Raw genomic sequence first — 20341 nt, forward strand, 5'->3', positions numbered from 1 at the left:
GCGGGGGTTCAGGCCCCCGCCTTTTCCGCAAAGGACCAGGCGGCGCGGGCAAGTCCCGGCACCTTGGCGGCCGTCGCGGCCGCTTCGGCGTTCGACGCGTTTCCGTCGATCACCCGCTTCTTTATCCCCTGAACAATGCCCATCAGCCGGAACAGGTTATAGGCGAAGAACCAGTTCAGGTCGGGCAGCCCATCGCGACCCGTGCGCGTGCAATAACGCCCCACAATCTCATCCAGCGTCGGAATGCCCGTCGCTGGCCCGGTCATGCCCATGACGCCGGATCGCCCCTCTGGCTCTGTCACCCAGTTCATGGCTAGGTAGGCGAAATCCGCCAGCGGATCGCCAAGCGTCGCCAGTTCCCAGTCGAGCACCGCCGCTACCTTTGCGCTGTCGGGGGCATAGATCAGGTTGTCGATGCGATAATCGCCGTGCACGATCGACGTGCGCGTTTGTTCGGGAACGGTGCGTGGCAGCCATTCGATCAGCCGCTCCGCCTCGGGCAGGTTATCGGTCTGGGCCATGCGATATTGCCGTGTCCAGCGCGCGACCTGTCGCTCGAAATAATTGCCGGGCTTGCCGAAATCGCCCAGCCCGACCTGATCGGGGTCGATGGCGTGCAGGTCAGCCAGCGTGTCGACCATCGATTCATAATGTGCCTGCCGCGCCTCAGGCGTCATGGCGGGCAAGGTGCCGTCCCACAGCGTCCGCCCTTCCACCATGTTCATGATGTAGAATGCGGCGCCGATCACGCCGTCATCCTCGCACAATGCATGGGGGCGGGCGACCGGGAAGCCGGTAGGGTGCAGCGCGGCGATCAGCCGGAACTCCCGGTTAACGGCATGGGCCGACGGCAGCAGCGGGCCGAACGGCTTTCGACGCAGCACATAGCTGCCGCTGCCCGACTCCAGTCGATAGGTGGGATTGGATTGCCCGCCGGGAAACTTCTGCGCGGTCAGAGGTCCGGTATAACCCGCCACGTTTGCGGCCATCCACCGGTCGAGCGCGGCAAGGTCGAAATCGGCGGTCATGCGAACACCACTACCGAACGCGCGCCGTCGCCACGCCGCAACCGGTCGAACCCCTCATTGACCTGATCCAGCGTGATCCGCTCTGACACCATGGTGTCGAGGTCGAGCAGTCCGTTCAGATACATGCGGACCAGCCGTGGCAGGTCGATGGGGAAGCGGCTGGAGCCCAGAAGCGAACCTTGGATCTTCTTGCCGGTCAGGAATGTCGGACCGGGCAGGCTGACCGACTGACCGGGCGCGATCATGCCCAAAATGGTCGCGGTGCCGCCGCGTCGCAGGATACTCCATGCCAGCTCGGCGGTGGCGGGGCGGCCGACCGCTTCGATCGCGTAATGCACGCCGCCGCCGGTCAGCTTCACGATCTGCTTGACGATGTCATCCGCAGCGGGATCCAGCGCATGGGTCGCGCCCATCCGCATTGCCAGGTCGCGCTTTTCGGGCGTGGGGTCGAGCGCGAGGATCAGCCCTGCACCCGCGATCCGCGCGGCGTTGATCGCGGCTAGGCCGATACCGCCCGCGCCGATCACGGCAATGCTCTCACCGGGGCTGAGGCAACTGTCGTTGAACACTGATCCCGCGCCCGTGATCACCGCGCATCCCAGCAGCGCAGCGCGGTCCAGCGGCATCGCCGGATCAATCGCGACACAGGCATTTTCATGCACCAGCATCCGCTCGGCAAAGGCGGAGAGGTTCAGGAAGGGCGCAAGCGGGGTGCCGTCCTCCAGCGACAGGCGCGGGGCTGCATCGGCCGGGCGGCGAGTGGCTGGACTGTTGCACAGCGACGGGCGGCCGCTGACGCAATATTCGCATGCGCCGCAAAATACCGTCAGGAACGTGACGACATGGTCACCCGGCTTTACGCTGACCACGCCGTCGCCCACCGCCTCCACGACGCCTGACGCTTCATGGCCGGGGACCGTCGGCATCGGGTGGGGAAAGGCGCCGTCAATGAAGTGCAGGTCGGATCTGCACAAGCCGCAGGCGGCAGTGCGGATCAGCACTTCGCGCGGACCGGGGCGATCGACGCGGATCGGCTCGACCGACAGCGGGCGGCCCGCTTCGCGAAGGATCGCGGCGCGAGCCATCATGCCGGATATTTCCCGAATTCGGCACGGGCAATGGCACGGTTGTGAACTTCATCCGGCCCGTCGGCAAAGCGCAGCGTGCGAAGGCCGGCCCAGCTTGCGGCCAGTGGCGTATCGTCGGACACGCCCATGCCGCCATGCGCCTGAATGGCGTCGTCGATGATCTGAAGCGCCATGGTCGGGGCCTGAACCTTGATCATCGCGATTTCCAGCTGCGCGGCCTTGTTTCCCGCCTTGTCCATCATGTCGGCGGCCTTCAGGCACAAAAGGCGCGTCATCTCGATATCGATGCGCGCACGGGCGATGCGCTGTTCCCAGATCGAATGATCGGCAATCCGCTTGCCGAACGCCGTGCGCGACAACAGGCGGCGGGCCATGAGTTCGATGCCGGTTTCCGCCGCGCCGATGGTCCGCATGCAATGATGGATCCGCCCCGGCCCTAGCCGCCCCTGAGCGATTTCGAATCCGCGCCCTTCGCCCAGCAGCAGGTTTTCGGCGGGCACGCGCACATTGTCGAGCACGACTTCGCCATGCCCGTGCGGTGCGTGGTCATAGCCATAGACGCTGAGCATCCGTTCGATCCGCACACCGGGCGTGTCCAGCGGCACGAGGATCATCGACTGCTGTTGATGGCGCTTTGCCTGCGTATCGGTCTTGCCCATCACAATCGCGACTTTGCAGCGCGGATCGCCCGTGCCCGAAGACCACCATTTACGACCGTCGAGCACATAATCGTCGCCGTCGCGGCGGATTGAGGTTTCGATATTGGTCGCATCCGATGACGCGACCGCAGGCTCGGTCATCAGGAAAGCCGAGCGGATTTCGCCGTTCATCAGCGGCCTCAGCCAGCGTTCCTTTTGTTCGAAGCTGCCATAGCGTTGCAGCACCTCCATATTGCCCGTGTCGGGCGCGGAGCAGTTGAACACCTCGCTCGCCCAGTGGATGCGGCCCATTTCCTCGGCGCATAACGCGTATTCAAGGTTGGTCAGCTGCGTGCCTTCGAACGCGAAACGGTCGTCGACGGGCGGGGCGCCCGAATGGGGCGGCATGAACAGGTTCCACAAGCCGGCGTCGCGGGCGCGCGGTTTCAGTTCCTCGATCACATTGGAGGGCGCCCATCGGTCGCCACTTGCCGCATCGGCATGGTAATCATGGTTTCTCGGCGCGATTTCCGTGGCGATAAAATCGCGCACGCGGTCCCGAAAATGCGTTTCTCGCTCGGTCAGCGTGAAGTCCATGGGCGGCCTCTCCATCCGGTCGTTTGACGCTGGGGTTAAAGCATACCCGATCTTCGGACAAGCGGCCGCGGTACGCCTTTGCCGTCCCGTAAGCAGGGATAGTGCGTAGCATGCAAAAAACACTGTATCTTCGAAACCGACGCGCTAAATCTATCGCCATGAGTGTAGCGGAGGGGACGAAACGCTTTCAGGCCAAACGCGACGCGATCCTGGCGGCCGCGGCCGAAGCGATTAACGAGCAATCGGCAAAGGGCATGACCTTTGCCGATGTGGCGCGGCGCGTGGGGCTGAACACCACCAGCGTCACCTATTATTTCAAGCGCAAGGAGGATCTGGCCGCCGCCGCCTTCGATCATACGATCCAGACATTGCTGGCATCGCTGGACGACGCGCTGGAACAGGCGACGCCACAGGACCGCGTGGCCCGGTTCCTGTCGATCACCATGGCACGCCTGTCACGCGTGGCGTCGGGCGAGGAAAAGCCGGTCGCCGTCCTGTCCGACCTTCGCGCCATGGACGACCCGATGAAGGGGGAGTTGCTGGCGGGCTGGCGCGACGTGTTCCGCCGGACGCGCAGCCTGTTCGGGCCGATGCCCACCCGCGCGCATACCGACCTGAACGGCGCGCGCGCGCACGTCCTGCTGGAAAACACCTTCTGGCTGACCGCCTGGATCGACCGGTACGAACCGGACCAGTATCCACGGGTCGAGGCGCGGTTGATGGACGTGTTTGCGAACGGGCTGGCGGGCCCGCGCGCCGGATGGGCGCCGGACCTGCTGGACCTGACGCATGGTGCGCCGCGCAGCAGCCGGGAGAATTTCCTGCTCGCCGCGACCCGGCTGATCAACGAACTCGGCTATCGCGGCGCGTCGGTGCAGCGCATCGCCAGCGAGCTGAACGTGACCAAGGGCAGCTTCTATCACCATCTCGACGCAAAGGATGACCTGGTCACCCAATGCTATGTCCGCAGCTTCGCCACCATTACCGAAGCGCAGCGTGAGGCGGATGCGATGGGCGGCAGCCACTGGCACCGCCTGTCCAGCGCACTCGCGACCTTGCTCGACATCCAGTTCTCGGAAGCCGGGCCGTTGTTGCGCACCACGGCGCTGTCCGGCCTGCCGGTCGGGGTGCGGCAGGTAATGATTGACCGGTCGAACCGCATCGCCCGGCGCTTTGCGGGCACGATCAGCGACAGCATTGCCGAAGGATCGTGCCGCGCGGTCGATCCGCTGGTTGCCAGCCAGGCGCTGATGGCGCTTCAGAATGCGGCGTTCGACATGCGCAAATGGGCAGGCACCATGGGGCGGGAGCGTGCGGTGGCGCTTTATGCCTCGACGGTAATGTTTGGCATGTTCGACGACCGGGCGATCGAGGGATAGGGGAAGGTGGACATGCGCTTTGCCGGCAAATCGGTGATCGTCACCGGCGCGGGATCGGGGATCGGCCGCGCAACGGCGACGGCCTTTGCCCAGGCGGGCGCTGTGGTCATGTGCGCGGATATGACGGCCGAGGTCGACGAGACGGTCGGTGCCATTCGGGCCGCCGGAGGGCAGGCGCGCGCGATGCAGTGCGATGCGGGAGATGAGGCTCAGGTCGCAGAATTGATCGAATTGGCATGTCAGGCGCATGGCGGGCTGGACATCATCCACGCCAATGCGGGCATTTCCGGGGAGCTGGCGGGGTTGTTTGATCAGTCTGCAGCGGACTGGACCGAGATCCTTCGCGTCAACCTGATCGGTCCGTTTCTGGCCATTCGCCACGGCGCGCCACGCATTGCGGAGCGGGGCGGGGGCGCCATCGTGCTGACCGCCAGCGTGGCGGGCCTGCGTTCCGGGGCGGGCGGCGCGGCCTATTCCGCGTCCAAGGCGGGCGTCATCAATCTGGCCCAGACGGCAGCACAGCAGCTGACCGGATCGGGCGTTCGCGTGAACGCGGTTTGCCCGGGGCTGGTCGAAACCGGCATGACGCAGATGATCTTCGACCGCGCGCGCGAACGCGGGGTAGAGGGGCGGGTGGGTGCGCTCAATCCGCTGAAACGGTCGGGGCGGGCCGATGAAATCGCCGAAGCCGTCCTGTTTCTGGCCAGCGACGCGGCCAGTTACGTCAATGGACAGGCGCTGGCGGTCGATGGCGGTTTGTCGTCCAGCCACCCGGTGACGGGCCAGCGTTATGGTCGGGTCGCGGCCTGACCCAATCTTAGTTTTGGGGCGCTAAAACCCAAAGCCCCTTCCAATCCCCTTCAGGCCAGCTAAAGCGGCAGCCGTTTTTGTTCGCCCGTCATGGGCTTTCACGACAGGAAATTGCTGAAATGGGGTATCGGATCGTCGTCGCCGGCGCGACTGGCAATGTCGGGCGCGAAATGCTCAACATCCTTGCCGAGCGGGAATTTCCCGCTGACGAGATCGCCGTGCTGGCAAGCAGCCGCTCGGTCGGGGAAGAGGCTGATTATGGCGAAACCGGCCGCAAGCTGAAAATCCAGAATATCGAGCATTTCGATCCCACCGGCTGGGACATGGCGCTGTTTGCGATCGGCAGTGATGCGACCAAGATCTATGCGCCCAAATTCGCGGCGGCGGGCTGCGTCGTGATCGACAATTCGTCGCTGTATCGCATGGACCCGGACGTGCCGCTGATCGTGCCGGAAGTGAACCCGGAGGCGATCGACGGCTACACCGCGCGCAACATCATCGCCAATCCGAACTGCTCGACCGCGCAGATGGTCGTGGCGCTGAAGCCGCTGCATGACGCGGCGGGCATCAAGCGCGTGGTCGTGGCGACCTATCAGTCGGTCTCAGGCGCCGGCAAGGCGGGCATGGACGAGCTGTTCGAGCAGAGCCGCAACATCTTCGTCGGCGATTCCGCCGAACCGAAGAAGTTCACCAAGCAGATCGCCTTCAACGTGATCCCGCACATCGACAGCTTCCTCGACGACGGCTCGACCAAGGAAGAATGGAAGATGGTGGTCGAGACGAAGAAGATCCTCGATCCCAAGGTCAAGGTTGTCGCCACCTGCGTCCGCGTGCCGGTATTCGTCGGCCATTCGGAAGCGGTGCATGTCGAGTTCGAGCGCGAAATCTCGGCCGAGCAGGCGCAGGACATCCTGCGCGAATCGCCCGGCGTCATGCTGGTCGACAAGCGTGAGGACGGGGGATACGTCACGCCGGTCGAATGCGTGGGCGACTATGCAACCTTCATCAGCCGTGTGCGGGAAGATTCGACGGTCGAAAACGGCCTCGCCTTCTGGTGCGTCAGCGACAATCTGCGCAAGGGCGCGGCGCTGAATGCGGTACAGATCGCCGAACTGCTGGGTCGCCGCCATCTGAAGAAGGGCTGATCGTCGGGGCGCGGCGGGGCTTGCCTCGCCGCGCCGCCTTGTTAGTCAGGGCGAATGGCCGACACCTTCAGCACGCATCACATCACCGCTCCCGACGGCACACGCATCGCGTGGCACGAAATGGGGGAGGGGCGCCCCGTGGTGCTGATCCACGGTTACATGTCCGACGCCAACACCAACTGGATCCGCTTTGGCCATGCGGCGAAGGTCGCGGCCAAGGGCTTTCGCGTGATCATGCCCGACTTGCGCGCGCATGGCCAAAGCGACCGGCCACAGGATGCCGCCGCCTACCGCCCCGATGTGCTGGCGGAGGATAACGAAGCGCTGGTCGCGCATCTGGGTCTGACCGATTACGATCTTGGCGGTTATTCGCTGGGCGCGCGCACGACCATGCGGATGCTGGATCGCGGCAATGTGCCGATGCCCGCACGCCTGATCTTTGTCGGTATGGGGCTGGAAGGGCTGACCGACACCAACCGCCGGGGCGGTCATTTCCGTGGCATTCTCGACAATCTGGGCAATTTCGAGCGCGGATCGCCGCAGTGGATGGTCGAGGCGTTCCTGAAATCGACCAAGGGCGATCCGGTGGCGTTGCGCCACATCCTCGACACCTTTGTCGACACCGAATTGGCGCGCATTCAGACGATCCGTCAGCCGACGCTTGTGCTGGCGGGTGAGGAGGATGACGACAACGGCTCTCACCGCGAACTGGCGGAGACGATTCCCGACGCCGATCTGGCCGAAGTGCCCGGCGGGCATATGAGCGCGGTGACCAAGCCCGAGCTGGGCAACGCGCTGGCCGACTGGCTGGGCGGCCCAACCCGGCCCTGACGAACGACAGAGGGCGCCGCTGTCATGGACCTGCAACTGTGGCTCGCCTTTCTTTCCGCATCGCTGGTGATCGGAATCATTCCGGGGCCAGGTGTCGCATCTATTGTCGGTTTCGCGTTCAGTTCGGGGCGAAGGGTCGCGCTGGCGTCGGTCGCGGGCATGGCGCTTGGCAATGCGATCGCCATTTCGGTTTCATTGGCGGGCGCGGGCGCGATCTTAAGCTCGTCGGCGGTTGCCTTCACGATCCTGAAATGGGTGGGCGCAGCGTATCTGGTCGTCGTAGGCCTGATTGCGGTCCTGGGGCGAGACGCGCCGTCCGAAGATGGCGTGGCGCACCGGCCGATCAGCGCGCGCACGGCGTTCGCGACCAACATGGCCGTCGGCACCTTTCATCCAAAGACGATCCTGTTCTTCGTCGCCTTCGCCTCGCAGTTCATTCAAGCTGACCGCCCCTATCTAGCGCAAGCGGCGATCCTGGTCGCCACGTTCACCGGCGCGGCGGCGGCGACCGACACGCTGTATGCGGTGGCGGCTTCGAGGGCGTCTGGCCTCGTCCGAAAGCCGGCGGCGCGGCGATGGGCGCGCCGTGCCGGCGGCGGTGCGGTGATGGCAGCGGGCATCGCGATGGCGGCGATGCGGCGCTGACGGGGGTTACCGGAACGGCGGCTCGTTAAAGGCGCGAAGCTTGCGGCTGTGCAGCTTGGCGCCTTCCCGTCGCAGTTCCTCAACGGTTTCAATGCCGATCCGCATATGCTCGTTGATCGCGCGTTCGTAGAAGCGGTTGGCCTGTCCCGGCAGCTTCAATTCGCCATGCAGTGGCTTGTCCGACACGCACAGCAACGTGCCATAGGGGACGCGGAAGCGATAACCTTGGGCCGCGATCGTTGCCGATTCCATGTCGATGCCCACTGCGCGGCTGAGCGAAAAGCGCAGCGCCGAAGCGGAAAAGCGCAGTTCCCAGTTGCGGTCGTCGGTGGTCACGATGGTGCCGGTGCGAAGGCGACGCTTCAGCTCGTCCCCTGATTGGCCCGACACCGTCTCTGCCGCGCGGGCCAGCGCCTGCTGAACCTCGGCAATGGCGGGCACGGGGATGGCGGGGGGCAGGACTTCGTCCAGCACATGATCGTCGCGAAGATAGGCATGGGCCAGCACATAGTCGCCGATCCGCTGGCTGGGGCGCAGGCCGCCGCAATGGCCGATCATCAGCCATGCTTCGGGCCGCATGACCGCGAGATGATCGGTGATCGTCTTGGCGTTGGACGGGCCGACGCCGATATTGACCAGCGTGATGCCCGTGCGGTCAGGCGCAATCAGGTGATAGGCGGGCATCTGGTGCCGGCGCCACGCGCTGTCGCTGACATGATCGGCGGGCGCGGCCCCGGCTTCCAGATACAGGCCGCCGGCACCGGATAAGGCGGTGTAGCGACCCTGTCCCAGCTGTTCGGTGCCCCAGCGGACGAACTCATCCACATAACGGTGATAGTTCGTGAACAGCACATATTTCTGCACATGTTCGGGCGGGGTGCCGGTATAGTGGCGCAGGCGCGCGAGGCTGAAATCGGTGCGAAGACCGTCGAACAGCGCCAGCGGACGGGTGCCGTCGGGACTTTCCCAAAGACCATCGGCGATCTCGTCGCCGATATGCGCGAGCTCCGTCGCCGGGAACCAGCGCGCGAGTTCGGATGCCGACACTTCGTCCAGCTGCAGCGCGTGGCCGAGGTCCAGCACATAGGGGAAGGGGATTTCCTGCCGACCAGCGACTGCCGAGACGTCGACGTCATAATCCTCGATCAACAGCGTCAATTGTTCAACCAGATAGTCGGCATACATCGCCGGCTTGGTCACGCTGATGCGATAGTCGCCCGGCGTCACCAGTCGTCCGAAAGAGCGCAGCGGAGCGGGGCGGTCGGGGCCGCCGGTATAGCGGACGTGAATTTCAGGATAAGCGAAGCTGCCGTCGGCACGGGCCGAAGGATGCGGCGGCTGGCCGCTGGTCAGATATGCTTCAAGTGCCTCTCGCAGGCGAGCGACCGAGGCGGTGTAGAGCCGATCCAGTTCGGCAACGATGTCTTCTGCCTTTGTCATCTTTCGCGGCTAAGGCCGAAACATGACGCTTGCAAGATGCCGGATGAAAAACGGCCCCGGCGGCTGATCTGCCGGGGCCGCTTGTTCTGGTCAGTGGGTGGTGGCGCCATTGGCGGTGCCGCCCTTGGCGCTGGCGGCCTTTGTCCGGGTGGACGTCGGCTTCTTTGCCACAGCCTTTTTCGGCGCGGTCTTGCCGTCGGCAGGCGCGGCCTTGCGCTTCTCCACCAGCTTGCTCACACCGAAAGCAGCGCCAGCAACCGCGGCTGCCGCACCGACGGCAATCGCTGCCGCCGAAACGGGGTGGCGCTTGGCCGAATCGACGGTGGTTTCGGTTGCCTCGTCGATGCGCTTTGCTGCTTTCTTGGCAGCGGAGCGGCTGCGCTCGGCAGCGTCGCTCGCGGCCTTACGGACACGCTCTGCTGCCGTGGCGCCGTCATTCTTGCTCGTGTCGGACACAGCCGTGTTCGCGGTCTCGGTCGTCATGGCGAAATCTCCTTTCGCTATTGCAACAATCGGGACCGGGATGGGTTCCCGGTGTCTACTGCGTGGCTCAGAGCTGCTCGATCAGATGGTCGGCGGAGCTGACCTTGAATTCGCCGGGCTGTTCGACATGCACCTGTTCGACCACGCCATCATTGACGATCATTGCGTAACGCTGGCTGCGCTTGCCCATGCCATAGGCGCTGCCGTCCATTTCCAGACCGACCGCGCGCGCGAATTCGCCATTGCCGTCGGCCAGCATCGTCACCTTGCCCGCGGCGTCGTTCGCCTTGCTCCAAGCGCCCAGCACGAAGGCGTCGTTGACGGCCGTGCAGGCGACTTCATCAATGCCCTTGGCGGCCAGTTCGTCCTTGCGCTCGATAAAACCCGGCAGGTGGCGAGCGGAGCAGGTGGGCGTAAAGGCGCCAGGCACGGCGAACAGCGCGACGCGGCGACCCTTGAAGAAGTCGGCGCTGCTGACCTGATCGGGACCATCGGGGCCTGCCTTTACAAAGGTGGTTTCGGGTAGGCGGTCGCCGGTCTTGATCGTCATGCGTCTGCTCCTGTTGTTCAGCTGTCGCAGCTTGGATGCACGCGCGATGATTTCAAGCGGTGGCGGATCGCTTTCGTGGTTCCTATGGTTATCCGGTGATGGATGCAGACGTTTCGACCGGGCCCTTTCTGACGGGGCAGTTTCTTTTGGCCATGCCGGGTATTGGCGACCCGCGTTTCGACCGTGCAGTGATCGCTATCTGCGCCCATGATGCTGAAGGTGCGCTGGGGATCGGCATCGGGGCGACGATCGACGGGCTGACGCTGCACGATGTTTTGCAGCAGTTCGATATTCCGACCGATGGCGTCGAGGCGGCCCCCGTCCATTTTGGCGGGCCCGTCGAGACACGGCGCGGGTTCGTCATCCACTCGACCGACTGGAACGGACAGGACACAGTCGACGTGGCCGGACGCTGGGCCTTGTCAGGCACCGTCGATGTGCTGCGCGCGATCGCGGAGGGAACCGGGCCGTCGCGCTGGCTGGTGGCACTTGGCTATGCCGGCTGGTCCGAAGGGCAGCTGGACGAGGAGATGACTCGTCACGGCTGGTTCAACGTCGCCGGGGACGAGGCACTGCTATACGACACCGGCGTCGACCGCCGTTGGGTTTCGGGCTTCCGCGGGGCGGGGATCGACCCGGCCATGCTGGCGAACAGCGCGGGTCAGGCCTGAGCACACATAAACATATCTTTATATGGCGTTTGCCTTCCGCCGGTACACAGGGTAGAGGCGCGGCACGCGCAATCGGCGATACAGGAGATCAATCGTGGCCACCGCTCCCGTCCTTGAGAACAAGGACTATGTCATCAAGGATCTGTCGCTGGCCGATTTCGGCCGCGCCGAGATCAAGATCGCCGAAACCGAGATGCCGGGCCTGATGAGCCTGCGCGAAGAATTCGGCGCCGCACAGCCGCTGAAGGGTGCGCGGATCACCGGGTCGCTGCACATGACGATCCAGACCGCCGTGCTGATCGAGACGCTGACCGCGCTGGGCGCCGATGTTCGCTGGGCAACCTGCAACATCTTCTCGACGCAGGACCACGCCGCCGCTGCCATCGCGGCTGCCGGTATTCCGGTGTTCGCGGTCAAGGGTGAAAGCCTGGCCGAATATTGGGACTATGTCGGCGAAATCTTTGACTGGGATCGCACCGGGGACGGCACGACCGCCAACCTGATCCTGGACGACGGCGGCGACGCGACCATGTTCGCGCTGTGGGGTGCAAAGCTGGAAGCCGGCGCGAACCTGCCCGAGCCGGAAAATGATGAAGAAGTCGAATTCCAGCGCGCGCTGAAGGCGTTCATCGCCAAGAAGCCCGGCTATCTCACCGAAACGGTCAAGAACCTGAAGGGCGTGTCGGAAGAAACCACCACCGGCGTCCACCGCCTTTACGAAATCGCGAAGAAGGGCGAGCTGCCTTTCCCCGCGATCAACGTGAACGACAGCGTCACCAAGTCGAAGTTCGACAATCTGTACGGCTGCAAGGAATCGCTGGTCGATGCGATCCGTCGCGCGACCGATGTGATGCTGGCGGGCAAGGTTGCCTGTGTCGCGGGCTTTGGTGACGTGGGCAAGGGCAGCGCCCAGTCGCTGCGCAACGGCGGCGCGCGCGTCATGGTGACTGAAGTCGACCCGATCTGCGCGCTGCAGGCCGCGATGGAAGGGTTCGAGGTCGTGACGATGGAGGAAGCGGTGACCCGCGCCGACATCTTCTGCACCGCGACGGGTAACGCCGACGTCATCACCGCCGATCACATGAAGGCCATGAAGCCGATGTCGATCGTCTGCAACATTGGCCACTTCGACAGCGAGATCCAGATTTCGGCACTGTCGAACTATAAGTGGACCGAAGTGAAGCCCGGCACCGACCTGGTCGAGTTCCCGGACGGCAAGCAGATCATCGTGCTGGCCAAGGGGCGCCTGGTGAACCTGGGCTGCGCCACTGGCCACCCGTCGTTCGTGATGTCGTCCAGCTTCACCAATCAGACGCTGGCGCAGATCGAGCTTTGGACCAAGGGCGAGGAATATGACAACAAGGTCTATGTCCTGCCTAAGCACCTCGACGAAAAGGTCGCGGCGCTGCACCTGGAAAAGCTGGGTGTGAAGCTGTCCAAGCTGACGCCGAAGCAGGCCGGTTACATCGGCGTGCCGGTCGAAGGGCCGTTCAAGCCGGATCATTATCGCTACTGATGCCGACGCCCGACGGGCGTATTACCAGATGAAGGAGGGCGCGGTTCCGCAGGGAGTCGCGCCCTTTCTCATGGCCAAGCACACCCAAATTTTTCGGGGTAGTTGGTCTGGCCCGTGCAACTTATCCCTGCGTCATGGACATGCGAATGGATGACGAGCTGTGGGCGCTGACCGAAAAGGAGAAGCAGACGCTTCGCCTGATTGTGCGCGGTCACGATGGAAAATCGATTGCCCGGACGCTCGACCTGTCGGTTCACACGGTCAATGAACGGCTGCGCGACGCACGGCGCAAGATGGCGGTATCGAGCAGCCGCGAAGCAGCGCGGATGCTGTTGGCAGCCGAAAGCAAATCCTCCCCCGAAACCATTGGGGACAAACATATTGGGGCAGACGCAGACGTTGCGTCGGCCGATCTCGAAAGCGCGTCCTCGTTGGACGCTGGGCGGCCGCACCGCCCGTGGATCCTTTCGGGAGTGATTTTGATGACCCTTGTCCTTGGTCTTCTCGCGCTTGTCGCCGCGCCTGATCTGACCGTTTCACCGCCGCAAGCCACCTCCGCTGCGGCGCACAATCCCGAAGTGGTGGAAGTCGCGCAGGAATGGCTGGAACTGGGTGATGAAGGTCAGTGGGAGGAGGCTTACGATGCGACCGCCATCGCCTTTCGCAAGCTGAACACGCTCAAGGTGTGGATCGACGTTTCCGAGAAGGTCCGTGCCCCGCTCGGCAATGTTATTTCGCGCACCTTTGTCAGCCAGGAAAACCTGCCCGCACCACCGCGCGGGTACGAGGTCGTCAAGTTCCGCACGCGCTTCGCAAACAAAGGCGAAACGATAGAGACCGTCTCGTTTGACCGGGAAGGCGGCGAATGGCGGGTCGTTGGTGTGACGCTCGACTGACTTAGACGCGCAATCCGGCCACCGGGTCCAGCCCGGCCATGACGTTCAGGTTCTGAACCGCTGCACCGGCCGCGCCCTTGCCCAGATTGTCGAGCGTGGCGATCAGGCGGGCCTGGCCGGTGTCGGCATTGCCGAAGACGCGCAGCGTCATGCGGTCGGTTCCGGCATCGGCCTCGATCTCAACCGCGTTCACGCCGTCGGTGCCGGCAATGCGGATCAGCGGCTGCTCACGATAGGCATCGCGCCAGGCCGTCTCGATTGCAGCCAGTGACGGCTTGCGCGGCAGCGCGTGGAGCGGCAGCGGGACCTCGATCAACATGCCGCGATAGGCGCGTGCGACGGCCGGCTGGAAGATCGGCGGATGTGCCATGCGCGCGTGCCGCTGCATTTCCGGCAGATGCTTGTGCGACAGCGACAGGCCGTAGGCGCGGTGCGCGGTCACTGCGGCCTCGCCCTCGAACTCGGCCACCATCGTCTTGCCGCCGCCCGAATAGCCGGACACGGCATTGACGCTGATCGGCCAGTCATGCGGGATCAACCCACTGCGGACCAACGGGCGCACCAGCGCAAGAAAGCCAGTGGGGTAGCACCCTGGATTGCTGACCCGCGCCGACCCGGCAATCGCCGCCATCTGCGCCGGTTCCAACTCTGGAAAGCCGTAGGTCCAGCCATCCGCGACCCGGTGGGCGCTGGATGCGTCGATCACGCGGACGTCGGGATTTTCAATCAGTGCGACGGCTTCGCGTGCGGCATCATCAGGCAGGCACAGAATGACGAAATCGGCATCGTTCAGCGCACCCGCGCGAGCGGCGGGATCCTTTCGCGCATCGCCTTCCAGCGTGACGATACGAAACTCGGCACGGTCGGCCAGTCGTTCGCGGATTTCCAGCCCCGTGGTGCCTGCGGCACCGTCGATGAACAGCTTTTGCATCAGCCGATCCTACCTCTTGCGACGAGCGCTCCATAGCGTTCTTCGAGTTGCGAGAGCGATTCGCGTTTCACCGCGCCATCGACGTGAACGGCGCTGTCGTCGTCGACGCAAATGGCCAGATGGTCGTTGAAGATCATGACATCGCCGGGGCCGCCCGCAACACCCAGCGATCCGCCAATGGCGTCAAACAGGCGAGGTGCGCGAATGTTCGCCAGATCGTGCGCCAAGAACACAAAACCCGTAGCGTCGACGCCAGAGCCGGAACGGCCGGCTGCGCGTTCCGGCAAGCCGATCAGCGCAACGGCTGCGCCCGCGACGCCGCCGGGATAGCCTTGATCCAGTGGCGCAACAGCATCGCGGGCGACATAGCCATGGTCGCACAGCAGGAACGCACCGCGTTCGCCCAGCGCGGTCACGCGCGCGCCCATTGGCGAGGCGGCCAGGATTGTCGCGTTGGAATCGGGTGCTTCGCGAAACAGGGCTTCACGCTGAACGATCCGGTGCGTTGCGGCGACCGCGTCCCCCAGCACGGCGGCGTCGACATAGCCAACCAGCCCGTCGGTCATCGACACGCCCCATGCCGTCTGATCGGTCAGTTCCAGCAGGTCAAAACAATCACCCGGCAGCAATTCGGAAATTACCGGCGCATCGACGCCCACACCGCTTCGCAGCGCGCATGGCGCCACCGCGGTGCGCGCCGTGGCCATGGCATAATGCGGGGCGAATACCCGGTCGGCCAGCCGCACGTCGGTCAGGTCGGCGCGGACCGGATAGAATCGCGGATCGAGTCGGACCGACGGGCCCGTCAGTGCGTGCCGTTCACGACCGATCGTGACCGTTGCGGCCTGTGACGGCGCCGTCGCCGTCGACAAATTGCCCGAATTCTGCAAGAAAGTCCGCCCCTTCCGGTGTGCGCGTGACGAAGATGTTGCGCTTGTCGCTGTCGTCGCGCTGGCGGCGCAGATAGCCGAGCGCGCCCAGTCTGTTCAAGGCGCGCGTGATGACCGGTTTCGATACATTCAACGCCCGCGCCAGGCCGCGCACCGTATGCGGGCCCGGTTTCAGATAGACCAGCATCAGCAGGGCCATCTGGCGATTGGTCAAATCTGGCTCACCCGATCGGACATAGTCCACCAGGGTGTTCATCCATGATGCCAGCGTTTCCGGGCTGATCGCATTCACGCGTGAGTCCATATCGTTACAGCTCCGCAAGCACGGAGGGGCTATGCGGATCAGAACGCCTTCGACGCGATGCGGTTGCGGCCCATTAAGGATTTGTCATAATAGTGTTCGAGCAGTCGCGGCCGGGCCGGTTGATCCCGAACCCGCCTCGGCCTATGTGCCACCCATTCCGGGGGTCGGAGACGGCGCCCCTTTGCTGGATTCCGACAGGGCTGATGCTGTTTACTTTTCTTCTCGTGGTGCAGGCGATCGTTGCCGCGCTGCTCGTCACCGTCATTCTCATGCAGCAGTCGGAGGGTGGTGGCCTGACGTCTGGCGGCAGCCCGTCGGGGCTGATGTCGGCGCGCGGCGCGGCCAATTTCCTGACGCGTGCGACGTCGGTGCTGGCGGGCCTGTTCATCGTGATGAGCATCGTTCTGGCGGTGATGGCGGCCACGCGCGGCGCCGGCGCCATTGATACCAGCCTTGCGCGGCCCGCTGCGCCCGCCACGACGCCGGCGCCTGGTGCCGGTGCATCGGTCGATCCGCTGGATGCGGCGGCCGGCGCGGTGGTGGCGAATCAGGCGGCTCCTGCCGATAACGCGGCCACGCCCAACCCCTGATCTGCGGCGCTTCGGCGCTTGCAATCATTATTTTCCGTGGCGCCCGGATTCGGGCGCTTGTCGTCCGCTGTATTTCGACGTTAGGCGTTTCCTCCCATGGCGCGGTACATTTTCATCACCGGCGGCGTGGTCTCGTCGCTCGGCAAGGGTCTCATGGCTGCGAGCCTCGCAGCGCTCCTCCAGGCGCGCGGCTATCGCGTTCGCATCCGCAAGTTCGATCCCTATCTGAACGTCGATCCGGGCACGATGAGCCCGTATCAGCACGGCGAAGTCTATGTGACTGACGACGGGGCGGAAACCGACCTCGACCTCGGCCATTATGAGCGGTTCACGGGCGTTTCGGCGCGTCAGTCGGACAATGTGACGTCGGGCCGAATCTATCAGAACATCATCCAGCGCGAACGGCGCGGTGATTATCTGGGTGCGACGGTGCAGGTCATTCCGCACGTCACTGACGCCATCAAGGCGTTCGCCCAGGACGAAACCGACGATCTGGATTTCGTGCTGTGCGAAGTCGGCGGAACCGTTGGTGATATCGAATCGCTGCCGTTCATCGAAGCGATTCGCCAGCTTCGCAACGATCTGGGCCGCGGTCAGTCGGTCAGCGTTCACGTGACGCTGGTCCCGTATATTGCGGCTGCGGGCGAGCTTAAGACCAAGCCGACTCAGCATTCGGTGCGCGAACTGGCGGCGCTGGGCGTTGCGCCCGACGTGCTGGTCTGCCGCTGTGAAAAGCCGCTGCCGGAAAGCGACCGGCGCAAGATCGCGCTGTTCTGCAATGTCCGTCCCGAAGCGGTGATCCCCGCACTGGACGCCGCCAGCATCTATGCCGTCCCGCTGCAATATCATGCCGAGGGGCTGGACGAAGAAGTACTGCGCGCCTTCGGCATCGAGCCGGGCGACAAGCCCGCACTGGGACGCTGGGACGAGATCGTCGACCGTTTGGTCAACCCCGAAGGCGAAGTGACCGTCGGCGTCGTCGGCAAATATGTCGGGCTTCAGGACGCGTATAAGTCACTGAACGAGGCGCTGGTCCATGGCGGCATTGCCAACCGGGTTCGCGTCAACATCCGCTGGATCGACGCCGAATTGTTCGAGGGTGACGAGGGCGAAGTCGCCGCCGCGCTAGAGCCGTGCCACGCCATTCTGGTGCCCGGCGCATTCGGTTCGCGCGGTGCGGAGGGCAAGATTGCCAGCGTCCGCTTCGCGCGCGAACGTGGCGTGCCCTATTTCGGGATCTGCTTCGGCATGCAGATGGCTTGCATCGAAGGCGCGCGGAACCTGGGCGGCATCGCCAACGCATCCTCGACCGAATTCGGCCCGACCGATCAGCCGGTCGTCGGCATCATCACCGAATGGATGACCGAAAAGGGGCTGGAGAAGCGCGAAGCCAACGGCGATCTGGGCGGTACAATGCGCCTGGGCGCTTATCCGGCCAAGCTGGCGGGCAACAGCGTTGTCGCCTCCATCTATGGCACCGAGGAGATTTCGGAGCGCCATCGCCACCGTTACGAGGTGAATACCGGCTATCGCGACGTGCTTGAAAAGGGCGGGCTGGTTTTTTCGGGCATGTCGCCGGACGACACGCTCCCCGAAATCGTCGAACGGCCCGACCATCCGTGGTTCGTCGGCGTACAATTCCACCCTGAGCTGAAGTCCAAGCCGTTCGATCCGCATCCGCTGTTCGCCAGCTTCATCGCAGCGGCGGTGCGTCAGTCGCGTCTGGTCTGACCGGCCATGCAAAAGGCGCCCGAACCGCGAGGTTCGGGCGCCTCTGCCGCGGCACCCAAGGGAGCAAGGCGCCTGCTGGAGCTGACCGCCTGAGCGATTGGCGGCGGGTCAGGCCGCCTGATGCTCGATCGCGGTGCTGGTGGGGGCCCCGGTCGCGATGGCGATCTTCTTGGGCTTCATCGCTTCGGGCACCTCGCGGATAAGATCGACCGTCAGCAGGCCGTCGGCGAGGGCCGCGCTTTCGACGCGCACGAAATCAGCCAGCTCGAAACGGCGTTCAAAGCTGCGGTTCGCGATGCCGAGGTGCAGGAACGCGCCGCGCTGTGCATCGCCGTCCTCACCCTTGCGACCCGCCACGATCAGCAGGTTCTGCTGCGCGGTGATGTCGATCTCTTCCGCCTTGAACCCGGCCACCGCCAACGTGATCCGATAATGATCCTCGGCCGTGCGTTCGAGATTGAAGGGCGGATAATTGTCCCCCTGCGCCTGGCGCGCGCTCGCTTCCATCAGGTCGAACAGACGGTCGAAACCGATGGTGGAACGGCGATAGGGGGTGAAGTCGAACTGACGCATGTCAAATCCTCCGAATGAGCAATGTGACGTTGGACGCCGCCCGATGTGGCGCGGCGTTGTCGGCGACCCGTGTCTGGGCGTCGGCGACACGAAATAAATGGGTCCGGATTGATCGATTTCAAGCGTTCGAATGCGCGCCAGCCGCGCGTGATTCGCACCCCCGAAACAGCGCAGGTGGGAAGCGGATCAACGCAAAAAAGGGCGCCGCACTTTCGCGACGCCCCCTTGCTTTTCGGACCTGGCAGCTTGCCCGGCGTGGCGCAGTTCAGCCGCCCATTTTCGTGAAGCTGTCGGGCCCGGTCGCGGGCGGGCCGCCATGCGGTGCGGGCAGGGGTTCGATCTCCGCCGGCTCCGGCTGGTCGAGGCGCCCGGTCTCCCATTTCGCAATGACCGCGCTGGCGACGGCGTTGCCGACGACGTTGGTGGCCGAACGGCCCATGTCGAGGAAATGGTCCACCGCCAGGATCAGCAGCAGGCCCGCTTCCGGAATGTCGAAAAAGGCGAGCGTGGCGGCGATGACGACCAGGCTGGCGCGCGGCACGCCCGCGACCCCCTTTGACGTGACCATCAGCACCAGCAGCATCGTGATCTGCTGTCCCAGCGACAGGTCGATGCCATAGGCCTGCGCGATGAACATCGTCGCAAAGGTCATGTAGATCATCGAGCCGTCGAGGTTGAACGAATAGCCCAGCGGCAGCACGAAGCTGGCAATGCGTGGCGGCACGCCGAATCGGTCCAGCGCCTCCAGCGTGCGCGGATAGGCCGCCTCCGACGATGCTGTGGAAAAGGCGAGGAGCAACGGATCGCGGATGTAGCGGACCAGCTCGCGCATCCGCGGACCGACGATCAGGAAGCCGATGCCGATCATCAGCGCCCACAACGTCGCCATGCCGATGTAGAAAGTGCCCATGAAATAGGCGAGGCTGCCGATGATGCCCGGGCCGCGCTCGGCCAGCGTGCCCGCCACCGCCGCGAATACGGCGAACGGGGCAAATCGCATCACATAATTGGTCACCTGAAGGATGACCTGCGCCAGCGCCTCCACCCCGCGCAGCAGCGGGGCGGCCTTTTCGCCGACCGCCGTCATGGCCACGCCGATGAAGAGGCTGGCGACGACGATCTGAAGAATTTCGTTGGTCGCCATCGCCTCGATAATCGACGCGGGGACGATGTGGGCGATGAAATCCTTTAGGTTGAACGCGGCCTTGTCGACGCCGCTGGCCGCGTCGGCGGCGGGGATCGGAATGTCCAGCCCTACGCCCGGCTGGAAGAAATTGACCAGGATCAGCCCCAGCGTCAGCGACAACAGGCTGGCGCAGATGAACCAGCCGATCGCGCGGCCGCCGACACGGCCCAGCGCTGTTGTGTCGCCCATATGCGCGATGCCCGCCACCAGCGTGGAGAACACCAGCGGCGCGATGATCATCTTGATCAGCCGCAGGAAGACCGTCGTGACGATCGAGAAATAGCCGGCAAGTTCGCTCAACCGCGCATCACCGGGGCCACCGCCGTCGGTCAACGACAGGTTCAGCGCGAGGCCGACGATGATCCCCAGAACCAGGCCGATCAGGATGTAAAGGGTCAGGCGCTTGGCCAAAAGTCACT

At 64.4% G+C, this 20341-nt stretch carries 21 protein-coding genes; 10 read left to right on the top strand and 11 right to left on the bottom strand.

What is annotated here, in order from left to right; genetic code table 11:
• Positions 1–8 precede the first annotated feature (8 nt).
• Genes ACAX61_RS09630 through ACAX61_RS09640 form a run of 3 tightly spaced genes read right to left on the bottom strand, consistent with a single transcriptional unit; the run spans position 9 to position 3351 of the window.
• Positions 9–1028 (bottom strand): phosphotransferase family protein, encoded by a 1020-nt coding sequence (locus ACAX61_RS09630; protein ID WP_370714544.1) that lies wholly within the window; start codon positions 1026–1028, stop codon positions 9–11.
• Positions 1025–2113 (bottom strand): Zn-dependent alcohol dehydrogenase, encoded by a 1089-nt coding sequence (locus ACAX61_RS09635; RefSeq protein WP_370714960.1) that lies wholly within the window; start codon positions 2111–2113, stop codon positions 1025–1027. Before ACAX61_RS09635 ends, ACAX61_RS09630 begins: the two co-directional genes overlap by 4 nt.
• The gene (locus ACAX61_RS09640) at positions 2113–3351 is read right to left on the bottom strand and encodes an acyl-CoA dehydrogenase family protein (RefSeq protein ID WP_370714545.1); all 1239 of its coding nucleotides are present in this window, start codon (positions 3349–3351) and stop codon (positions 2113–2115) included. Before ACAX61_RS09640 ends, ACAX61_RS09635 begins: the two co-directional genes overlap by 1 nt.
• 158 nt (positions 3352–3509) lie before the next feature.
• Here ACAX61_RS09640 and ACAX61_RS09645 point away from each other — a divergent pair, with 158 nt between their 5' ends.
• The 5 genes from ACAX61_RS09645 (at position 3510) to ACAX61_RS09665 (ending at position 8161) form a co-directional block, all read left to right on the top strand.
• Complete coding sequence (locus tag ACAX61_RS09645; protein ID WP_370714546.1) at positions 3510–4730, top strand: TetR/AcrR family transcriptional regulator; 1221 nt, start codon at positions 3510–3512, stop codon at positions 4728–4730.
• 12 nt (positions 4731–4742) lie between these two features.
• The gene (locus tag ACAX61_RS09650) at positions 4743–5540 is read left to right on the top strand and encodes an SDR family NAD(P)-dependent oxidoreductase (protein ID WP_370714961.1); all 798 of its coding nucleotides are present in this window, start codon (positions 4743–4745) and stop codon (positions 5538–5540) included.
• A 119-nt stretch (positions 5541–5659) separates the two neighbouring features.
• A complete protein-coding gene (locus ACAX61_RS09655) occupies positions 5660–6685 on the top strand; it encodes an aspartate-semialdehyde dehydrogenase (RefSeq protein WP_370714547.1) in 1026 nt (341 codons plus the stop codon).
• Between the two features lie 54 nt (positions 6686–6739).
• Complete coding sequence (locus tag ACAX61_RS09660; RefSeq protein WP_370714548.1) at positions 6740–7516, top strand: alpha/beta fold hydrolase; 777 nt, start codon at positions 6740–6742, stop codon at positions 7514–7516.
• A 24-nt stretch (positions 7517–7540) separates the two neighbouring features.
• A complete protein-coding gene (locus ACAX61_RS09665) occupies positions 7541–8161 on the top strand; it encodes a LysE family translocator (protein ID WP_370714549.1) in 621 nt (206 codons plus the stop codon).
• A 6-nt stretch (positions 8162–8167) separates the two neighbouring features.
• Here the strand turns inward: ACAX61_RS09665 and ACAX61_RS09670 are convergent, their stop codons facing one another.
• The 3 genes from ACAX61_RS09670 to ACAX61_RS09680 all read right to left on the bottom strand — a co-directional run bounded on the left by ACAX61_RS09670 (position 8168) and on the right by ACAX61_RS09680 (position 10634).
• Positions 8168–9601: an AMP nucleosidase gene (locus ACAX61_RS09670; protein ID WP_370714550.1), complete on the bottom strand. Its 1434-nt coding sequence runs from the start codon at positions 9599–9601 to the stop codon at positions 8168–8170.
• Between the two features lie 90 nt (positions 9602–9691).
• On the bottom strand, positions 9692–10084 hold the full coding sequence (locus tag ACAX61_RS09675) for a hypothetical protein (protein WP_370714551.1): 393 nt from the start codon (positions 10082–10084) through the stop codon (positions 9692–9694).
• Positions 10085–10151: 67 nt separating this feature from the next.
• A complete protein-coding gene (locus tag ACAX61_RS09680) occupies positions 10152–10634 on the bottom strand; it encodes a peroxiredoxin (protein WP_370714552.1) in 483 nt (160 codons plus the stop codon).
• Between the two features lie 98 nt (positions 10635–10732).
• Here ACAX61_RS09680 and ACAX61_RS09685 point away from each other — a divergent pair, with 98 nt between their 5' ends.
• From ACAX61_RS09685 to ACAX61_RS09695, 3 genes are all read left to right on the top strand, one after another.
• Positions 10733–11305 carry a YqgE/AlgH family protein gene (locus ACAX61_RS09685; RefSeq protein WP_370714962.1) on the top strand — a complete coding sequence of 191 codons (573 nt, stop codon included), beginning with the start codon at positions 10733–10735 and terminating at the stop codon, positions 11303–11305.
• A gap of 94 nt (positions 11306–11399) precedes the next feature.
• On the top strand, positions 11400–12821 hold the full coding sequence (ahcY, locus tag ACAX61_RS09690; protein WP_370714553.1) for an adenosylhomocysteinase: 1422 nt from the start codon (positions 11400–11402) through the stop codon (positions 12819–12821).
• A gap of 146 nt (positions 12822–12967) precedes the next feature.
• Complete coding sequence (locus tag ACAX61_RS09695) at positions 12968–13717, top strand: helix-turn-helix domain-containing protein (RefSeq protein ID WP_370714554.1); 750 nt, start codon at positions 12968–12970, stop codon at positions 13715–13717.
• Between the two features lies 1 nt (position 13718).
• On the opposite strand, the gene argC is transcribed toward ACAX61_RS09695, so the two are convergent.
• Genes argC through ACAX61_RS09710 form a run of 3 tightly spaced genes read right to left on the bottom strand, consistent with a single transcriptional unit; the run spans position 13719 to position 15794 of the window.
• Complete coding sequence (argC, locus tag ACAX61_RS09700; protein WP_370714963.1) at positions 13719–14651, bottom strand: N-acetyl-gamma-glutamyl-phosphate reductase; 933 nt, start codon at positions 14649–14651, stop codon at positions 13719–13721.
• Positions 14648–15520 (bottom strand): SH3 domain-containing protein, encoded by an 873-nt coding sequence (locus ACAX61_RS09705; RefSeq protein WP_370714555.1) that lies wholly within the window; start codon positions 15518–15520, stop codon positions 14648–14650. Before ACAX61_RS09705 ends, argC begins: the two co-directional genes overlap by 4 nt.
• Positions 15468–15794 carry a MarR family transcriptional regulator gene (locus tag ACAX61_RS09710; RefSeq protein ID WP_370714964.1) on the bottom strand — a complete coding sequence of 109 codons (327 nt, stop codon included), beginning with the start codon at positions 15792–15794 and terminating at the stop codon, positions 15468–15470. Before ACAX61_RS09710 ends, ACAX61_RS09705 begins: the two co-directional genes overlap by 53 nt.
• Before the next feature lie 254 nt (positions 15795–16048).
• Between ACAX61_RS09710 and secG the strand changes: the two genes are divergently transcribed.
• Positions 16049–16432: a preprotein translocase subunit SecG gene (gene secG / locus ACAX61_RS09715; protein WP_370714965.1), complete on the top strand. Its 384-nt coding sequence runs from the start codon at positions 16049–16051 to the stop codon at positions 16430–16432.
• A 96-nt stretch (positions 16433–16528) separates the two neighbouring features.
• Complete coding sequence (gene pyrG / locus ACAX61_RS09720; protein WP_370714556.1) at positions 16529–18163, top strand: CTP synthase; 1635 nt, start codon at positions 16529–16531, stop codon at positions 18161–18163.
• Positions 18164–18271: 108 nt separating this feature from the next.
• On the opposite strand, the gene ACAX61_RS09725 is transcribed toward pyrG, so the two are convergent.
• Both ACAX61_RS09725 and ACAX61_RS09730 read right to left on the bottom strand, forming a co-directional pair.
• Complete coding sequence (locus ACAX61_RS09725) at positions 18272–18736, bottom strand: Hsp20 family protein (protein ID WP_370714557.1); 465 nt, start codon at positions 18734–18736, stop codon at positions 18272–18274.
• 265 nt (positions 18737–19001) lie between these two features.
• Positions 19002–20333, bottom strand: a complete 1332-nt coding sequence (locus ACAX61_RS09730; RefSeq protein WP_370714558.1) for a dicarboxylate/amino acid:cation symporter — start codon at positions 20331–20333, stop codon at positions 19002–19004.
• Positions 20334–20341: the final 8 nt, after the last annotated feature.

Source organism: Sphingomonas sp. IW22, assembly GCF_041321155.1.
Lineage (GTDB): Bacteria > Pseudomonadota > Alphaproteobacteria > Sphingomonadales > Sphingomonadaceae > Sphingomonas.